Origin of the sequence: Blattabacterium cuenoti, from assembly GCF_014252335.1 — a bacterium.
Lineage (GTDB): Bacteria > Bacteroidota > Bacteroidia > Flavobacteriales > Blattabacteriaceae > Blattabacterium > Blattabacterium cuenoti_AL.
Genome location: NZ_CP059218.1, coordinates 277,114 through 296,155 on the forward strand (window position 1 = coordinate 277,114; position 19,042 = coordinate 296,155).

A 19,042-nucleotide genomic window follows, 5' to 3' on the forward strand; every position below is an offset into this window, starting at 1 on the left:
TTAATATACAGATTTCATTTTTTTAATAATTTTTGTCGGATGAGAAGCAGAAAAAATACTACTTCCTGATACTAAAATATCAGCTCCATTTTTAAATAATACTGAAGAATTATCTAAATTAATTCCACCATCTATTTCTATTAAAGCAGAAGATTGTTCTTTTGATATTAAATCTTTAGCATCTTTTAATTTTTTATAGGTTTGTATAATAAATTTTTGTCCACTAAAACCAGGATTGACACTCATTAATAAAACAAAATCTATATATTTTATGATGTCTTTTAAAAGAAGTATAGGAGTATGTGGATTCAATGCAACACCAACCTTCATCCCATTTTCTTTAATATAAGAAATCGTTCTATTTAAATGAATACATGCTTCATAATGAATATGTATATGATCTGCTCCATATTGTTTAAACTGTTTGATATATCGTTCAGGTTGAAAAATCATTAAATGGACGTCTATAGGTTTGGATGCATATTTTTTGACATATTGAATAAATAATCCACCAAACGAAATATTAGAAACAAAAGAATAATCCATAATATCAATATGAAACCAATCTGCATCACTGTTATTTAACATTTCGATATCTCTATATAGAAACGCTAAATCAGCAGATAATAAAGAAGGAGCTATAATTTTTTTTTTCATATTAAATTCAATAATTTATGATATAATAGTATCAAGAATTCCAATTTTAGAAAAACCTCCATCATGATATAAATTTTGCATAGTAACTTTCCTAGTTAAATCAGAAAAAAGTGTAATAATATAATCTGCACAATCTTTTGCAGAAGCATTTCCTAATGGTGATAATTTGTCAGAAAAAATAAAAAATTGTTTGAATCCTTTGATAGCATTTGCAGACGTAGTAATACTAGGAGATTGTGATACTGTATTAACTCTAACTTTGTTTTTAAGCCCCCAATAATAACCAAAATTTCGTGTAATACTTTCTAAATAAGATTTATAATCAGACATATCAACATAATTAGGAAAACATCGTTGAGATGCAACGTAAGTGATAGCTACTATAGATCCCCATTTATTCATAGCATTTTTTTCCCAAGCCGTTTTCATAATTTTGTGGTAAGATACTGCGGATATATCCCATCCTTTTTTTAAAAACTCATAATTAATAGTAGGATAAGATCTTTTCTTTCTAAGATTAATAGACATAGCTATAGAATGCAAAATAAAATCTATTTTTCCTCCAAAAAAATCTAAACTTTTATCAAATAAAATATCTAAATCATGCATTGAAGTAGCATCTGCTGGAATAATAATAGACTCTGTTTGATTAGATAATTTTTTAATATTTCCCATTCTTAATGCTGCTGGTGTATTTGTTAGAATGAAAGTAGCTTTTTCTTCATATGCCTTTTCTGCGACTTTCCATGCAATTGAAGATTCGTCTAAAGCTCCGAAAATGATTCCTTTTTTACCCTTCAATAAATTATAAGACATAATTTGTTTACATTAAAATTTTAATTAAATTAATTAAAAATGAAACATTTCTTTTATGCAAGAAACATAATCTAATTTTTCCCATGTAAAAAGTTCTACTTCTTTTTCCTTTTTATTTCCCATTATATCAACAAAAGACTTTTTAGTTTTCATTGGAATTTTTCCCATATGTCCATATGTCGATGTTTCTTCATAAATGGGATTACTCAATTTTAATCTATCTATTATAGCATAAGGGCTAAAATCAAAATTTTTCCGTAGTTTATAAACTATTTCTTCGTCATGAATTTTTGGTTTAGAAGTGCCATAAGTATTAACAAAGATTCCTATAGGATCTGATATTCCAATCGAATAAGAAATCTGAATTAATAATTCATCTGCAATTCCTGCAGCAACAAGATTTTTTGCAATATGCCGAGCCGCGTAAGATCCAGATCTATCTATTTTTGATGGATCTTTTCCAGAAAAAGCACCACCTCCGTGAGAACCTCTTCCACCATACGTATCAACTATAATTTTTCGACCTGTCAATCCAGTATCTCCATGAGGACCACCTATGACAAATCTTCCTAGAGGGTTGATATAATACTTTGTTTTGTTTGTAAATAGTCTGTTTATGTTTTTTGAAAACAGTTTTTGTACCCTTGGTATTAAAATATTTCTAATATCTTTTACTATTCTTTGATGCATTTTTGTTTCTGTATCAAATTCATCATGTTGAGTGGATATCACAATAGCATGAATATGAATAGGTACATGTTTATTAGAATATTCTAAAGTCACTTGTGATTTAGCATCTGGACGTAAATAAGTCATTTTTTCTCCTTCATATCTTATTGCCTGAAGTTCCCTTAACAAATGATTAGCCATTTCTAATGATAACGGCATATAATTATCTGTTTCTTTAGTTGCATATCCAAATACTATTCCCTGATCTCCAGCTCCTTGATAGTTTTTATGATATTTATATAAATCTAAAGATTGTTCTTGAATCGAAGATATAATTCCACAAGAATCTGCATTAAATTTGTATTCATTTTTAGTATATCCAATTCTTCTCAGAAGATCACGAGCTATTTTTGAAAAATTGACCAAAATTTTAGAATTCACTTCTCCAGCTAATATAATTTGACCTGTGGTCACTAATGTTTCTATAGCAACTCTAGATTCTGAATCATATGCCAAAAAATGATCTAATATAGCATCTGATATTTGATCAGATATTTTATCAGGATGTCCTTCTGAAACAGATTCGCTAGTAAATAAATAAGACATAAGATTATATTACATATTTTTTTGAATATTTATAGATTCTTCATGTAATAGTTTGAAAAAATTTTCTATAATACTTTCCGAAATACCTAGTTCTTGTCCTAACTTTAAAGATCTAGTCAATATATATTTCCATCTATCTGGCTGAACAAAAGATAAATATTTTGTTTTTTTCAAAATTCCTAATTGTTTAGATATTTTCATTCTTTCTGATAAAAGATAAATCATATTGTCATCTATTTCATCAATTAAAATTCTTAATGAATTCAAACTAGCCTGATCATCATTCTGTTTTTTATTTTTTGTATATTTTAAATTTCTCAACAAATCTGTAACTTCTTCTGGTGTCATTTGCTGTTTCACATCACTCCATGCATGCAATGGATCACAATGACTTTCAATCATAAAACCATCATATTTGAATAAATGATAAGCAATTTTTGCTATATCATAAATTCCAGTTTTATTTCCACAAATATGAGAAGGATCACAAATTAAAGGAATTCTAGAAAACATTTTACGAAATTTTAACAAAATATTCCAATTAGGTTGATTACGTAATCTTGAATTGTTATAGGTATAAAATCCACGATGTATTACTCCTAATTTTCGAATTCCTTTTGCAAATAAACGTTCTAGTGCTCCTATCCATAATTCTAAATCCGGATGAATAGGATTTTTGACTAAAATGATGATTTCTTTATTTCCTTCTAGAGAATCCGCTATTTCTTGAATAATAAATGGACTTGCAGTACTCCTAGCTCCTATCCAAAGGATATCTATATCAAAGGATAGTGCTAATTTTACGTGTTTTTCATTAGCAACTTCTGTTGCTACCATGTATCCTGTATCCTGTTTGACTTTTTGTAACCAATGCAACCCTTTTTCTCCTATTCCCTCAAAATTATTTGGTTTGGTTCTTGGTTTCCATATACCTGCCCTAAATATATTTATGTATTTATTATCTAACCTTTTAGCCGTTTCTAAAACTTGTGCTTCACTTTCTGCACTACAAGGACCAGAAATCGTAATAGGTTTATTAAATTTATCAATCCAAGACCTATCTATTTTATTATTAATAATATTTTTTTCCATCACAAAACATTAATTTATATATATTTTTGATTTTTTGATCATATCATTTGCTGTTTTTATATATTGATCAATACAATTTAATTTATTCTTTTTCAAAAGAATTTGAAATTTTTTTAAATAAGTCATATAAACTTCTATAGATTTAATTAAATTTTCTCTATTAGAAAGAAAAATTGGTACCCACGTTTCAGATCTACTTTTTGCCAAACGTGTAGTTGATTCCCAACCACTACCCATCATATCAAACATTTCCTTATTATCTTTTTTATCCAAAATAGAATTTGCTAAAGAAAAGGAAACTACATGAGGCAAATGAGATCCATAAGAAATATAAAAATCATGTTCTTTGGATGTTAAATAAATGATGCGCATTTTCATGATTGAGTATATTTTTTCTGTTATGGAAATCGCATCTGGATCACTATGTTCTGAATCACATAAAACACAATTTTTTTTATGAAATAGACTAGGATTGGCTGATCTTGGTCCAGAAGTTTCAATTCCAGCAATAGGATGTGTAGCTACAAAACGACTTCTTTTTGGGTGAAAAGAAACACTATTACAAATATTAAATTTTGTAGATCCAGTATCTAAAATCACAGTATTATTTTTAATATTAGTTAAAATATTTGGAAGAAGTTTTTCTATTCCATCTACTGGAATAGACAAAATAATAACTGATGATTGCATAATAAGCTCATCTATTGGAAGTACCTCATCTATAATTCCTAATTTTATAGCATTAAGAGCATTTTTTTCATTTTGATCTGTACCTATAAATCGAGTCCCAAAATTGGAGTTTTTTAATTTTAAACTGATAGATCCTCCAATTAATCCTAATCCTATAATTCCAATGATCATGAATAAATTCTATTTTTTGCCTTTTTTAAATTCGTAATAGAACTACACATAGATAATCTGACATAACCTTTACCATTATTACCAAACAAACTTCCAGGAGTAATAAAAATGTGATATTTTTGTAAAATTTTTTCCGACCACTTTATATCATTATGCTCTCCATTTTGTATTTTTGCCCAAACAAATATTCCGGAACTTTCTTTTCTATATTTTAAAGATAAACGATCACATATTTCCCATACTATTTTTTTTCTTTTATAATATTCTATATTCAATTTATCAAACCAAGAATTATGTTGATTCATTGCTTCAATAGCCCCGATTTGAATTGGATAATACATTCCAGAATCCATTTGACTTTTTACTTTTAAAATATTGTTCAAAAATTCTTGATTACCAATTAACATCCCAATACGCCATCCTGCCATATTATAACTTTTACTTAAAGAATTTAATTCTAGAGATATATCTTTAGATTCTGGAATATTAAAAATGCTTAAAGGATGTTCATTATTTAATATAAAACTATAAGGATTATCATGCACTAATAAAATATTATTTCTTTTTGCAAAACGTACTATTTCTGTTAACTGATCAAAAGTTGCAGTAGTACCTGTAGGCATATGAGGATAATTAATCCACATTATTTTCACATTAGTTAAATCTTGTTTTTCCATAGTTTTTATATTTGGAATCCAGTTTTCTTGTTCATGAAGATGATAATATATAATTTCTGATCCAACAAGTTGAGAAATAGATGAATAAACAGGATATCCAGGATTTGGAATCAATACTTTATTACCTTTTTCCAGATAAGCCATACTAATATGCATAATTCCTTCTTTAGATCCCATTAAAGGTAAAATTTCTTTATTTGGATCTAAATCAACTTGATAATTTTTTTTATACCAAACAGAAATAGTTTGTCTTAATTTTTCTATTCCAATATAACTTTGATAAGTATTTGCATCATATAATTCTGAAGCATTTTTCATTTTTTGTATTACTTCATTTGGAGGTAGTAAATCAGGATTTCCAATACCCAAATTAATAACACTTATTCCTTTTTTATTAAGATTATAAATTTCTTTCATTTTCTCGGAAAAAAAGTATTCTGATATATTATGCATTCTTTTTGCTACTACAATCATTATAATCTAATTATTCCTTTTTTATATTCTCCCATAATATAAAATTGATGAATACATGAGACATTTTTAATCTTATTTTTCATCAATTTATAATCTTTGATGTTATTGAAAATAATATCCACATAAAAAGAATATTCCCATGGTCTTTGTATTATTGGAATAGATTGTATTTTAGTCATATTAATTCCTAAATTAGATATTAAACTCAATATTTGAGCAAGACTACCTGTCGTATGCAATATTTTAAATATTAATGAAGCTTTATTAAAATTATCTTCCTCTTTTTGTTTTTTTGAAAAATTTTTTATTATGAAAAATCTAGTAAAATTTTTATTAATAGTTTGTATATTACTTGATATAATTTCCAATCCATATTCTATAGCTGCATCTGAAGATGCAATAGCTGCTAATCCTTTTTTTTTAAAATTAGAAATATATTTTGCTGCTGATGCTGTATCCGAATATTTATAGATTTGTATATCTGGATGTTCCTCTAGAAATAGTTCACATTGCAATAATGCCATTGGATGAGAATAAATTTTTTTAATATCCTCTATTGTTTGTCCAGGATAAGCCATTAAATGATGTTGAATTGGCATATACACTTCTCCAACTATTCTTAAATTATATTCATACAATAGACTATAATTAGTCAAAATAGTACCAGCAATAGTATTTTCTATTGCCATAACACCAAGATCCACATTTGATAGAAAAACAGAAATAGCCAACTCTCTAAAAGAAGAACATTCGATTAATGTATAACTACATCCTTTAAAATATTTTGAAACAGCTGCATGATGAAAACATCCCTTAACACCTTGTATAGCTATTTTTTTCATGAACAAAATATATCCATTTACTTTACTACTGACTCTACTACACTCATACTTTCTTTACTCCAACAATATGAAATTAACAGATATGATATATTAAATATAAAAAATAATTTTGTTTTATGCAATCTAAAATTAGCATTATACTACATTCATTATTGATTTTATTATATTCTATTGGAATATGTTGTAATATTAGGTGTTACTGTTATGCCTTACCTCATATATACTCATATATATTGACATTATAATTCAAAAATAAACAATAAATGATACAATTGAAGTTCAGCTGGTAAAAAAATGAAAATTCAGTACGTACTAAACAGCCATAATTAATTTATAAGAATTTACTTGATGTATCTATTTCGTTAGTTAGCTAGCTTTTTTGATTAATTATGCTACTATACTAATTATATATGATGCTTACAAAACAGTACATACATATATTTATTATGGCCATAATATGGCAATTTTGTGCCAATATTATATTGGACAATAACATTAAAAAATTGTTTGTTTTGATATAAAAATATTTTTAATTAATACGTAACTACTTCAAAATTAAAATCAATTTCTATTTCTTTATGCAAACGAATAATAGCATGTTGTTTCCCAATGGTTTTTATAATTTTATTTCCAGGAATTCTTATTAGTTTTCTTTCTATAGAAATTCCTTTTTTATTTAAAACTTCCATTAAATCTTTATTACTAACTGACCCAAATAATTTTCCCCCTTGTCCTACTTTAGCTTTTACTTGTAATGTTAATCCTTTTAATTTTTTTTCTATTTCTTTAGATTTTTCAATGATAGATTCTTCTTTTTTAGAACGATGTTTCATAATTTCACTAATATCTTTGACCATTCCAGGAAAAGATAAAATTGCATAACCTTTTGGTATTAAATAATTTCTAGCATAACCTGGTTTAACTTCTAATTCATCATATTTAAAACCTAAATTTTCTACATCTTTTGTTAGAATAATTTTCATAATAATTATTTTAAATCATCTGTAACGAAAGGTAATAAACCAATTTCTCTACATTTTTTAATAGAAGAATTTAATTTTTTTTGATTTTTTTGCAAAGTGCCCGTAATTCTACGAGGTAGAATTTTTCCTTGTGCATTTAAAAATTTAATTAGAAATGAAGAATCTTTATAATCTATATATTTAATATTATTTTTTTGAAAAAAACAATATTTTTTTTCTTTTTTGGTTTCTATCTTTAAGGGAGATAAATATCTAAAATTACTTTCTGTTGCTGTTTCTGATGAGACAGAATCGATTTCTACATTACCAGTTACTACTTTTTTCACTGCTTCTACATGACCACTTTCTACTTGTTTCACTTTTTCTACATTACCACTTGCTACTTGTTTCACTTCTTCTACATGACCACTTTCTACTTGTTTCACTTTTTCTACATTACCACTTGCTACTTGTTTCACTTCTTCTACATGACCACTTTCTACTTTTTTAACTGCTTCTACATTACCAGTTACTACTTTTTTCACTGCTTCTACATCACCACTGTCTACTTGTTTCACTTCTTCTACATTACCACTTTCTACTTGTTTCACTTCTTCTACATGACCACTGTCTACTTGTTTCACTTCTTCTACATGACCACTTTCTACTTTTTTCACTGTTTCTACTACATTACCAGTTACTACTTTTTTCACTGCTTCTACATTACTACTTTTTACTTGTTTCACTGTTTCTACATTACCAGTTTTTATTTTTTTCACTTCTTCTACATTACCACTTTCTACTTGTTTCACTTCTTCTACATGACCACTGTCTACTTGTTTCACTTCTTCTACATGACCACTTTCTACTTTTTTCACTGTTTCTACATTACCAGTTACTACTTTTTTCACTGCTTCTACATTACTACTTTTTACTTGTTTCACTTTTTCTACATTACCACTTGCTACTTGTTTCACTTCTTCTACATGACCACTTTTATTTATTTTTTTTTTTTGTTTTTTATTTTTATCTACAATCATCACTTTTTAATTTTATTTCTTCTTGTTTTGGCATATTCAATACCATATTTATTGAGTTTAACAGTAAGAAAACGTAAAATACGTTCATCTTGTCTTAATTTTAATTCTAAACTAGAAATTAAATTAGGATAAAACAAAAATTCAAATAAATGATAACAACCACTTTGTTTTTTTTTAATTGGATAAGCTAATTTTTTCAATCCCCAATGTTCCTGATAAACTATCTGTCCATCTTTTTGTATCATATAATCCTCGTATTCTTTTACCGTTTGTTTTGCTTGTTCATCAGAAAGAATAGGGGTAATGATTAGAACACTTTCATAATGTGTATGTGTAAGCATTGAATTATACATTTAAAAAACATAAATCTATATTTTTATGGTTTATTGTCAAAACAAATATCAAAGTTTTTTCATAATTTGTTTGATTAATTTATTTATCCTTCGTATGCTAGATGCTTTTCCTAATATGTCTAAAATAATCAAAAGATTCACACCAGTTAGTTTGCCTACTAAAGCAAAACGAAGTAATTCCATAATTTTACGTTTTACTTTTATTTGTTCATAAAAAATATTTTTCAAGTTGTCCAAATTAAACAAAGAAATATTGTATAATAATTTTTTTACATATTCTAACAAATCTAAATTTTGTACATTACAAATTTTTTTAAAAAAATCATCTTCATATGAAGATGGATCCATAAAAAAGTAAAAAGTGTGTTTCCATATATCATGAATAAAATAAAGTCTATCAATGACAAGATGTATAATCTTTACAAGATAGGCTCTATTATTATATTTATTATATTGTTGTATTGAACGCTTTGTCAGTTCATTTTGAAGAACAAACATGATATTATCTATTATATTTTCTGTTTTTGTTAAGTATTGTTTATTCAACCATTTTAACTTTTTAAAATTGAAAACAATTCCTGATTTTGATACTTGTTCTAAAGAAAATAAATGAATTAATTCTTGTTTTGAAAAAATTTCTTTTTTACCTACCCCTACAGGATTCCATCCCAATAAAGCTAACATATTGATAATAGATTCTGGAAAATATCCTAATTCTCGATACCCTTTGATTGTAGTATTATTTTTTTTCCATTGCAAAGGATAAATTGGATAATCTAAACTCATGTTTCTTTTACTGATTTTGCCTAGTCCATCATTTTTTAATATCAAAGGTAAATGTGCGAATTTAGGATTTGACCATCCAAATGCTCTATATAACAATAAATGAAATGGCATAGATGGCAACCACTCATCACCTCTAATAACATGAGTAATTTTCATTAAATAATCATCAATTGTACTTGCCAAATGATAAGTAGGATACCCATTGGATTTTAATAAAATTTTGTCATCTAAATCATCGGTATTTATTTCTATATTGCCACGAATCAAATCATATATTTTTAATTTTTTACCTGGTTGTATTTTGAATCTAATCACATAAGGTATACCAGAATTAATTTTTATTTTCAATTTTTGTTTATTCATATACAATGAATTATTTAAATTCATTCTAATACTAGAATTATAAGAAAAAGTTAATCCAATATTCTTATATTCTTTTCTTTTTTCATTGAGTTCTTTATCTGTATCAAAAGCATAATATGCATTATCTTGATCTAATAATTTATTCAGATAAAAACGATAAATATCTAAACGTTTAGATTGATAATAAGGAACATAAGGGCCACCATATCCAACCCCCTCATCAGGCTCTATTTTACACCATTTCAATGATTCTAAAATATAAGATACCGAATTAGGAACCAATCTTTGTCTATCAGTATCTTCTATTCTAAGAATAAATTTTCCTCTATGTTTCTTAGCAAAAAGATAATTATATAATGCTGTTCTAAGTCCGCCTAAATGTAAAGGTCCAGTAGGACTAGGGGCAAAACGGACTCTAACTATATCATTTATTATATCTAACACAATTATAAATATTTATATATTATTTTCCAATGCAAAATTTAGAAAAAATATTGCTCAAAACTTCTTCATTGGTAATTTCTCCGGTAATTTGTCCTAAAAAACGAAAAGATTCTCTTATATGTAGAGAAATTAAATCTATTGAAATATTATTATTTAACGCTAACGCATTATAAGCAATCGAAATCTCTTCTAATGTTTTTTTCAACGCTTCATAATGTCTATTATTTGTTACAATAATTCTTTTTTTCGCAAATTGATCAAAAAAAAATTTACTTAAAACATCTAACATTTTATTGATTCCTTGATTATTTTTGGATGATATATCAAATATTCTATTAACTGATGAGTGTAAATTACAAAAATCTTTAAAAGAAGATATATCTGATTTATTTGCAATAGCAAAAATTTTTTTCATTGGATATTTTTTATTTAAAGTTTGAATTGTTTGAATAATTTTTTTTTGCTTTTCTATTCCATTATATGCCTCAAAAAGATATAAAATTACATGTGCATTCTTTATGCTTTTCAGAGTTTTATTAATTCCTAATAATTCTATTGGGTTTGTTGTTTTACGAATTCCTGCTGTATCCACAAAACGAAAGGGAATCCCTTTCAAAATTACATTACCTTCTAAACTATCTCTAGTAGTACCAGAAACATGTGATACAATAGAACGATTTTCTTGTAAAATTTGATTAAATAAAGTGGATTTTCCTACATTAGTATTTCCAATAATGACTACAATAATTCCTGTTTTTATAGCATTTCCTAGCGAAAAAGATTCAATTAAATTGTTTAAAGAAACTTGTAAATCTTTTAAAATAGACAAAAGTGTTGATTTTTTTAAAGAAGGATTATTCTCTTCAGGAAAATCTAATTCTAATTCCAACAAAGAAGAAAAATTCAATAACTTTGTTCTTAACGATTTAATCGATTCTTTCAATGTCCCTTTTATCTGTTGCAAAGATATTTCATTATTCGTTTTATTTTCAGAATAAATAATATCATAAATGGCTTCTGCTTGTGATAAATCTATTTTTTTATTTAAAAAAGCACGAAATGTAAATTCTCCAGGGTTAGCTAACCTAATCCCTTTTCCTTCTTCTAAAAATAACTTTATTATATATTCTTGAATATATTGAGATCCATGACAAGATATTTCAATCATATTTTCTCCTGTGTAAGAATAAGGTTCTCTAAATATTGATATCAATACTTGATCTATTAATTTTTTATTTTTGTTATCTGAAATATATCCTAAATGAATTGTATGTGTTGACTGATTTTGCAGTTTTTTTCCATGTTTAGCAGAAATAAAAAAACTATCAACTGTATATATGGATTGTTTTCCAGATAAACGAATTACAGAAATTGCACTTGCCCCCATTGGTGGTGTAGCTAACGCAATAATAGTATCATCATTAAATAACATTGTTAAATAAAAATCAGTATTTTATTTTTTTGTATGAATATAAATAAATATTATCAGTTGTTTTGTAAAACTCTTCATTCAATATATTCAGAATATAGAGAATTAGAAAATATTTTTTTTTTGTTAACTACTCATGTATTTCAATGTGATAAAATTTCTATTATGTTAAAATTATATCATAAAGAAGAAATCGAAGATGTTATATACCATAAACTAATTAGAAAATTATGGGAATTAAAAAAGAATAGACCTATTCAATATGTTATTAATAATTCCTATTTTTTTGGAATGAATTTTTTTGTCAATGAAAATGTCTTTATTCCAAGACCAGAAACAGAAGAACTTGTCTATTGGATTATCAAGGATCATCGATATATTAGTGATAATAAAAATATACAAATATTTGATTTAGGTACTGGCAGTGGATGTATCGCAATTACATTAAAAAAATTTTTTAAATGTAGTATAGTTCATGCTTTCGATTTTTCTTATAAAGTTATTTTGATTGCTAAACAAAATTCCTACATGCATAACGAACAAATCATGTTCAGAAAAATAGATATTTTAAAAAATTTAATTGACACTTATGTTTATAATAATAAACACAATATTACTATTGTTGTTAGTAATCCACCTTATATAAAATTTTCTGAAAAAAAATCTCTACATCCCAATATTGTTCAATATGAACCTTTTCAAGCATTATTCGTTCCGGATGAAGATACATTTATATTTTATAAAAAAATAATCCTTTGGATTAAAAAACAATTTGATAATGAAGTATATTTATACTTTGAAATTAATTCATCAATTGATTTAGAAAATATTATTAATTTTATGAAAAAACACGGAATTTCAAATATTGAAATTCGAAAAGATTGTCATGGATTATTAAGAATGATTCGTATCATAATAATCTAATTTAGATATTATAATGTATTATATGTTTATATATTGTTTCTGTGATTTATATCTTATCTACTGTATATATGAATAATGATCATAAAATTAGACAAAAAATATTGAAACTAAGAAAAGAATTATCAATGTATAATTATCAATATTATATATTAAATCAATCCAAAATATCTGATGAAGAATTTGATAAAAAATTAAAAGAATTATATTTGTTAGAAAGAGATTACCCAGAATTATTTGACACAAAATCTCCTACTTTAACAGTAGGACATCAATTATCTTCCTATATTTCTACTTTTCATCATAAATATAGAATGTATTCTCTTAAAAAGACTTATTCAAAAAAAGAATTTTTGATTTGGATACAACGCATAAAAAAAATTATTTTTTATTCTTGTTCTTTAGTTTGTGAACTAAAATACGATGGTGTTTCTATTAATTTAATTTATAAAAATGGATTGTTATCTCATGCTTTAACTCGTGGAGATGGAAAACAAGGAGAAAACGTTATAGCCAATGTACGAACTATAAAATCTATACCATTAAAGTTAAAAGGGGGAAATCATCCTAAATATCTTGAAATACGTGGAGAAATTTTTTTTGAAAAAAAAATATTTTCAGAAATTAATGCAAACAGAATTAAACATGGGTTACGCCCTTATTATAATCAAAGAAATACAGCAAGTGGTACACTACAAATGAAAGATACAAAAGTAGTTGCTAGTAGACATTTATCTTGTATACCATATTCCGTTATAGGACAAAACTTACCGTTTAATACACAATATAAATCTTTTAAATATTTAAAATTATGGGGATTTAATGTTCCAAAAATTATTTTTTGTTGCAATACAAATACAATAGAAGAAATTTTACATTTCATAGACTATTGGAATAATAAACATCATATATTACCTTATTATACTGATGGAATTGTTATCAAAATAAATGAATATAAAAATCAATATATTATTGGATCTACCAATAAATATCCTAAATGGGCAATTGCTTATAAATTTAATCCTAACAAATTATCTGAAACTAATTTATTGAATATTACTTTTCAAGTAGGACGTACTGGAATTATTACTCCTATTGCTAACGTATATCCAGTTAAAATTTCTGGAACAATAATAAAAAAAGTAGGTCTTTATAATTATCGTTTTATACAAAATATGAAAATTCATAATGGAGATTCACTTTTATTAGAAAAAGGAGGTGGAATTATACCAAAATTAAAAAATATTAATATAAACAAACGATTAATTAAAACAAATCCTATATGTTTTCCTAAAAATTGTCCATCATGTCAAAGTTTATTAATAAAAAAGAAAGATTTGTATTATTGTACTAATAGGATAAACTGTCCAAGTAAAAAACAAAGAGAAATACAACACTTTGTTAGCGAACATGGAATGAATATAAAAGGAATTGGAAAATCAATGATTAAAAAATTATACAAAAAAGGATTGTTATGTGAAATAACCGATTTATATAAATTAAATGAAAAAAAAATTATTCAAATTAATGGAGTAAATCAAATATCAGCTCATAAAATCATCAACAACATCAATCAATCAATTTACTATTCATCTTTGAAAAGAGTATTATATTCTCTTGGTATTCCCCATGTGGGAGAATATATTTCTGAAAAGTTAACTGAACATTTTAGTGATATTAATGCCATAATAAATGCAAATTACAATCATTTGATATCTATTACAGGAATAGGTGACAAAATTGCTAATAGCATACTCAATTATTTTTCAATTCATAAAAATAAATTTTTAGTTAAAAAAATAATGGAAAAAGGATTATATATTTCATCAAACAATATCAAAACAACATATTTACCTCTCAATGGTAAATCTTTTGTATTTACAGGAAAATTATCAAAAATGACTCGTAATCAAGCAAAAAATGTAGTAGAACATTTAGGTGGAAAAGTTTTTAATACTATCAATAATAAAGTAAATTTTCTAGTAATTGGAAAAAATTTTGGGCAAAAAGTTGCAAAATCTATAAAAAAAAAAAATATTGAAATTATAAATGAAGATTATTTTGAAAAACTAATCGAAAATAAAAAAAAAGAACAATAAACTAATCGTTTTTTTTTTCATATAGAAAACAGTATATTTAGTACTGTTGATTCTTATGCATCATCATTTAAGTAAGAAATCTATTTTAGTATGTTACTAAAAAATATATTTACCGAATCTGGATTTGAATCTGAAGCTGAATTTATACCTTTAATGAGTCAAGATGAAGAAGATCAGCTTCTTAAAGATGATATACCTGAAGAATTATGCATATTGACAGTGAGAAATATGGTTTTATATACTGGAATAGTTTTTCCAATAATAGCAGGAAAAAGTGGGTCTATACAATTATTACAAGATGCTTATGGATGTAATAAAACCGTTGGAGTATTAACTCAAAAAAATTCTGTCATAGATAATTTGAGCGAAAAGGATCTATACTCTATAGGTACTGTCGCTAAAATATTAAAATTATTAAAAATGCCTGACGGAAATACTACGGTAATTCTGCAAGGAAAAAGAAGATTTAAAGTAAATCGTTTTATTCAAAATGATCCATATTTTAAAGCTGAGATTATAGCGTTAGAAGAAAAAAAACCTTCTTGTAAGGATAAAGAGTATCTAGCTTTGGTTGAAGCTATAAAAGAAATAGCCATAAAAATTATTCAAGATAATCCAAATATTCCTTCGGAAGCTAGTATTGCAATTCGCAATATAGAAAGTCCTTCTTTTTTAATAAATTTTGTAGCAGCTAATATGAATTTAGCTACTAGAGATAAACAAAAATTGTTAGAATACAATGATTTAAAAAAAAGAGCAATGGAAACATTGCGTTTTTTGAATGTTGAACATCAACAATTAAAACTAAAAAATGACATTCAATCTAGGGTTAGAAGTGATATGGATCAGCAACAAAGAGAATATTTTTTGCATCAACAAATAAAAGCCATTCAAGAAGAACTAGGAGATATTTCTTATGAAAAAGAAATTGATGAAATGCGTGCAAAAGCATCTAGAAAAAAATGGCCAAAAGAAGCTAAAAAACAATTTGATAGAGAGCTTCTAAAAATGCAAAGAACAAATCCTCAAATGCCAGAATATACTGTACAACGAAATTATTTGGAACTAATGATTGATCTCCCATGGAGTAGATATTCAAAAGATAGTTTTGATTTAGATTTTGCCAAAAAAATTTTAGATAGAGATCATTATGGTTTAGAAAAGGTTAAAGAAAGAATTATAGAATATTTAGCAGTATTGAAATTAAGAGGGGATATGCGTTCTCCTATTTTATGTTTTTATGGACCACCTGGTGTAGGAAAAACATCATTAGGTAAATCTATAGCAACGGCAATGAAAAGAAAATATGTACGTGTTTCTTTAGGAGGATTACACGATGAATCTGAAATTCGCGGCCATAGAAGAACTTATATTGGAGCTATGCCAGGGAGACTATTACAGTCTATACGAAAAGTAGGAACTTCTAACCCAGTTTTTGTTATTGACGAAATTGATAAAATGGGATTAGGCACAAATGGAGATCCTTCTTCAGCTATGTTAGAAGTTTTAGATCCTGAACAAAATACTTCTTTTTATGATAATTTTCTTGAAATGGGATATGATTTATCCAAAGTATTGTTTATTGCTACAGCAAATTCACTTTCTAATATACAACCAGCATTGATAGATAGAATGGAAATTCTTGAAATGAATGGATATACAATTGAAGAAAAAACACCTATTGTAAAAAAATATATTTTACCTAAACAATTAAAAGAAAATGGATTAAAAAAATCAGATATTATACTTGGAACCAAGCAAATTGAAAAAGTAATTGAAAGTTATACTAGAGAATCTGGTTTAAGAACATTAGAAAAACAAATAGCAAAATTAGCTCGTTATGCTGCTAAACATATTGCTATGAATAAAAAATATATAAAACGTTTAAGTGTTGAAAACATAGAAAAAATTTTAGGAATTCCAAATGACCCAGAACGTTATGAAAAAAATGATGTTCCAGGAGTAGTCATAGGATTAGCTTGGACTAACTTTGGAGGAGATATTTTATATATTGAATCCAGTTTATCAAAAGGAAAAGGACATTTAAATATTACCGGAAATTTAGGAGAAGTTATGAAAGAATCTGCTACCATTGCATTACAGTATATTAAAGCTAATTATGAAAAATTTCATATAGATCCTAAAATGTTTGAAGAAAACAATGTTCATCTACATGTTCCTGAAGGGGCAGTTCCAAAAGATGGTCCATCTGCTGGAATTACCATGTTAACTTCTTTAGTATCCATTTATACAAAAAGAAAGTTAAAACCAAATTTAGCTATGACTGGAGAAATCACATTAAGAGGAAAAGTACTTCCTGTTGGAGGAATAAAGGAAAAAATTCTTGCAGCTAAAAGAGCTAATATTAAAGAAATCATTCTTTCACAAGAAAATAAGAAAGATGTACAAGAAATCAAACAAGAACATCTCAAAGGACTTACCTTTGATTATGTTAGAGAAATGAATGATGTTATTCAATTATCTCTATTATAATTAGACTATTATAGCTCTAGCTATCTATATATAGTGGTAGTAATAGTATGAAAAAAATAATAAATACAAGAATAAAGTTATATTATATATATAACGTATCGTATGATGTTAAAATATAACAATGCATAGAGAATATCTCATACAACTAGGAAAAAAATACGGAACTCCACTTTATATATATGATTTTGAAATTATTAAAAAACAATACATAAAAATGATACAAGCATTTAATGAACTTGATACGTTTCAAGTTTATTATGCATGTAAAGCAAATACTAATTTAAATGTATTAAAATTTTTGAAAACATTGGGAAGTGGATTAGATACCGTATCTATTCAAGAAGTTAAATTGGGACTCAAAGCTGGATTTAATCCAAAAAAAATTATCTTCACACCTAATTGTGTTTCTTTGGAAGAAATCACACAAGCGGTAGTATTAGGTGTTAGAATAAACATAGACAATTTATCTATTTTGGAACAATTTGGTGGATATCATACAGATTATCCCGTAGGGATCAGAATAAATCCGCATATCATGGCAGGGGGTAATACAAAAATCTCAGTAGGACACATAGATTCCAAATTTGGAATTTCTTTATATCAAATACCTCATATGAAAAGAATATTAAAAAATACAGGATTGAAAATTGAGGGGATACACATGCATACAGGATCTGATATTTCAGATATTAAATATTTTTTACAGGGATCACAAGTATTATATAATACTGCTATAGATATTCCCAATCTTGATTATATTGATTTTGGAAGCGGTTTTAAAGTTCCATATAACAAAAATGATAAAACAACGGATATATCCATTTTAAGTAAATCAATTGTAGAAAAATTTAAAAATTTTTGTCAATCTTATGGAAAAGAATTGACTTTAATATTGGAACCAGGTAAATTTTTAGTTAGTGAATCAGGATATTTTTTAGTTAATGTAAATGTTATTAAACAAACAACTTCTACCGTATTTGCAGGTGTAGATTCAGGATTTAATCATTTCATTCGTCCCATGTTTTATGAAGCTTATCATAAAATTGAAAATATTTCTAATCCTAATGGTCGTCTTCGTTTTTACACAGTTGTAGGATATATTTGTGAGTCTGATACCTTTGGATTAAATCGTAAAATTGCAGAAATTCGTGAAGGAGATGTTTTATGTATTAAAAACGCAGGAGCATATTGTTTCTCTATGGCTTCTAATTATAATTCTCGTTATAGACCATCTGAAGTAATGATATTAAATGGAAAAGATTTTTTGATAAGAAAAAGAGAAACTATGAAAGATATTTTAAAAAATATTGTAGAAATACCATTCTAATTATTAATTTAATGTTATGTATGATTAATTGTATCTGGAGAGATGGCAGAGCGGTTAATTGCGACGGTCTTGAAAACCGTTGAGGGTATTTGTTCCCTCCGGGGGTTCGAATCCCTCTCTCTCCGCTTTTT

At 26.1% G+C, this 19,042-nt stretch carries 16 protein-coding genes and 1 tRNA gene; 5 read left to right on the plus strand and 12 right to left on the minus strand.

The genetic code is table 11. From position 1 onward, the window contains the following. The 12 genes from rpe to mnmE all read right to left on the minus strand — a co-directional run bounded on the left by rpe (position 1) and on the right by mnmE (position 12,074). Complete coding sequence (rpe, locus tag H0H37_RS01310; protein WP_185882629.1) at positions 1–657, minus strand: ribulose-phosphate 3-epimerase; 657 nt, start codon at positions 655–657, stop codon at positions 1–3. A gap of 15 nt (positions 658–672) precedes the next feature. Then, a complete protein-coding gene (locus H0H37_RS01315; protein ID WP_185882630.1) occupies positions 673–1,473 on the minus strand; it encodes an enoyl-ACP reductase FabI in 801 nt (266 codons plus the stop codon). Positions 1,474–1,506: 33 nt separating this feature from the next. Next, a complete protein-coding gene (metK, locus tag H0H37_RS01320) occupies positions 1,507–2,748 on the minus strand; it encodes a methionine adenosyltransferase (protein ID WP_185882631.1) in 1,242 nt (413 codons plus the stop codon). Positions 2,749–2,757: 9 nt separating this feature from the next. Further along, positions 2,758–3,840 (minus strand): bifunctional 3-deoxy-7-phosphoheptulonate synthase/chorismate mutase type II, encoded by a 1,083-nt coding sequence (locus H0H37_RS01325; protein WP_185882632.1) that lies wholly within the window; start codon positions 3,838–3,840, stop codon positions 2,758–2,760. Between the two features lie 9 nt (positions 3,841–3,849). Next, positions 3,850–4,701 carry a prephenate dehydrogenase gene (locus tag H0H37_RS01330; protein ID WP_185882633.1) on the minus strand — a complete coding sequence of 284 codons (852 nt, stop codon included), beginning with the start codon at positions 4,699–4,701 and terminating at the stop codon, positions 3,850–3,852. Beyond that, complete coding sequence (locus tag H0H37_RS01335; RefSeq protein WP_185882634.1) at positions 4,698–5,852, minus strand: pyridoxal phosphate-dependent aminotransferase; 1,155 nt, start codon at positions 5,850–5,852, stop codon at positions 4,698–4,700. The genes H0H37_RS01330 and H0H37_RS01335 overlap by 4 nt, the downstream gene beginning before the upstream one ends. Further along, entirely contained in the window at positions 5,852–6,694 is an 843-nt protein-coding gene (locus H0H37_RS01340; protein ID WP_185882635.1) for a prephenate dehydratase, read from the minus strand. Before H0H37_RS01340 ends, H0H37_RS01335 begins: the two co-directional genes overlap by 1 nt. A 533-nt stretch (positions 6,695–7,227) precedes the next feature. Then, complete coding sequence (gene rplI / locus H0H37_RS01345) at positions 7,228–7,677, minus strand: 50S ribosomal protein L9 (RefSeq protein WP_185882194.1); 450 nt, start codon at positions 7,675–7,677, stop codon at positions 7,228–7,230. Positions 7,678–7,682: 5 nt separating this feature from the next. Then, complete coding sequence (rpsR, locus tag H0H37_RS02800) at positions 7,683–8,696, minus strand: 30S ribosomal protein S18 (RefSeq protein WP_394798454.1); 1,014 nt, start codon at positions 8,694–8,696, stop codon at positions 7,683–7,685. Next, positions 8,696–9,037, minus strand: coding sequence for a 30S ribosomal protein S6 (gene rpsF / locus H0H37_RS01355; RefSeq protein ID WP_185882195.1), 342 nt, complete (start codon positions 9,035–9,037; stop codon positions 8,696–8,698). The genes rpsR and rpsF overlap by 1 nt, the downstream gene beginning before the upstream one ends. Positions 9,038–9,097: 60 nt before the next feature. Next, positions 9,098–10,642: a glutamate--tRNA ligase gene (gene gltX / locus H0H37_RS01360; RefSeq protein WP_185882196.1), complete on the minus strand. Its 1,545-nt coding sequence runs from the start codon at positions 10,640–10,642 to the stop codon at positions 9,098–9,100. A gap of 19 nt (positions 10,643–10,661) precedes the next feature. Further along, complete coding sequence (gene mnmE / locus H0H37_RS01365; protein WP_185882197.1) at positions 10,662–12,074, minus strand: tRNA uridine-5-carboxymethylaminomethyl(34) synthesis GTPase MnmE; 1,413 nt, start codon at positions 12,072–12,074, stop codon at positions 10,662–10,664. Between the two features lie 33 nt (positions 12,075–12,107). Here mnmE and H0H37_RS01370 point away from each other — a divergent pair, with 33 nt between their 5' ends. From H0H37_RS01370 to H0H37_RS01390, 5 genes are all read left to right on the plus strand, one after another. Then, a complete protein-coding gene (locus tag H0H37_RS01370) occupies positions 12,108–12,995 on the plus strand; it encodes a N5-glutamine methyltransferase family protein (RefSeq protein ID WP_185882198.1) in 888 nt (295 codons plus the stop codon). A 68-nt stretch (positions 12,996–13,063) separates the two neighbouring features. Beyond that, entirely contained in the window at positions 13,064–15,091 is a 2,028-nt protein-coding gene (ligA, locus tag H0H37_RS01375) for an NAD-dependent DNA ligase LigA (protein ID WP_185882199.1), read from the plus strand. Positions 15,092–15,181: 90 nt separating this feature from the next. After that, a complete protein-coding gene (lon, locus tag H0H37_RS01380) occupies positions 15,182–17,584 on the plus strand; it encodes an endopeptidase La (protein ID WP_185882200.1) in 2,403 nt (800 codons plus the stop codon). Between the two features lie 121 nt (positions 17,585–17,705). Further along, complete coding sequence (lysA, locus tag H0H37_RS01385) at positions 17,706–18,911, plus strand: diaminopimelate decarboxylase (protein ID WP_185882201.1); 1,206 nt, start codon at positions 17,706–17,708, stop codon at positions 18,909–18,911. Between the two features lie 36 nt (positions 18,912–18,947). Further along, positions 18,948–19,036, plus strand: a tRNA-Ser gene (locus H0H37_RS01390). Positions 19,037–19,042 lie beyond the last annotated feature (6 nt).

Bases quoted from the DNA above. Each gene is read 5' to 3' on its own strand.
- rpe (WP_185882629.1), bottom strand. From the start codon at position 657: ATGAAAAAAAAAATTATAGCTCCTTCTTTATTATCTGCTGATTTAGCG.
- H0H37_RS01315 (WP_185882630.1), bottom strand. From the start codon at position 1,473: ATGTCTTATAATTTATTGAAGGGTAAAAAAGGAATCATTTTCGGAGCT.
- metK (WP_185882631.1), bottom strand. From the start codon at position 2,748: ATGTCTTATTTATTTACTAGCGAATCTGTTTCAGAAGGACATCCTGAT.
- H0H37_RS01325 (WP_185882632.1), bottom strand. From the start codon at position 3,840: ATGGAAAAAAATATTATTAATAATAAAATAGATAGGTCTTGGATTGAT.
- H0H37_RS01330 (WP_185882633.1), bottom strand. From the start codon at position 4,701: ATGATCATTGGAATTATAGGATTAGGATTAATTGGAGGATCTATCAGT.
- H0H37_RS01335 (WP_185882634.1), bottom strand. From the start codon at position 5,852: ATGATTGTAGTAGCAAAAAGAATGCATAATATATCAGAATACTTTTTT.
- H0H37_RS01340 (WP_185882635.1), bottom strand. From the start codon at position 6,694: ATGAAAAAAATAGCTATACAAGGTGTTAAGGGATGTTTTCATCATGCA.
- rplI (WP_185882194.1), bottom strand. From the start codon at position 7,677: ATGAAAATTATTCTAACAAAAGATGTAGAAAATTTAGGTTTTAAATAT.
- rpsR (WP_394798454.1), bottom strand. From the start codon at position 8,696: ATGATTGTAGATAAAAATAAAAAACAAAAAAAAAAAATAAATAAAAGT.
- rpsF (WP_185882195.1), bottom strand. From the start codon at position 9,037: ATGCTTACACATACACATTATGAAAGTGTTCTAATCATTACCCCTATT.
- mnmE (WP_185882197.1), bottom strand. From the start codon at position 12,074: ATGTTATTTAATGATGATACTATTATTGCGTTAGCTACACCACCAATG.
- H0H37_RS01370 (WP_185882198.1), top strand. From the start codon at position 12,108: ATGAATATAAATAAATATTATCAGTTGTTTTGTAAAACTCTTCATTCA.
- ligA (WP_185882199.1), top strand. From the start codon at position 13,064: ATGAATAATGATCATAAAATTAGACAAAAAATATTGAAACTAAGAAAA.
- lon (WP_185882200.1), top strand. From the start codon at position 15,182: ATGTTACTAAAAAATATATTTACCGAATCTGGATTTGAATCTGAAGCT.
- lysA (WP_185882201.1), top strand. From the start codon at position 17,706: ATGCATAGAGAATATCTCATACAACTAGGAAAAAAATACGGAACTCCA.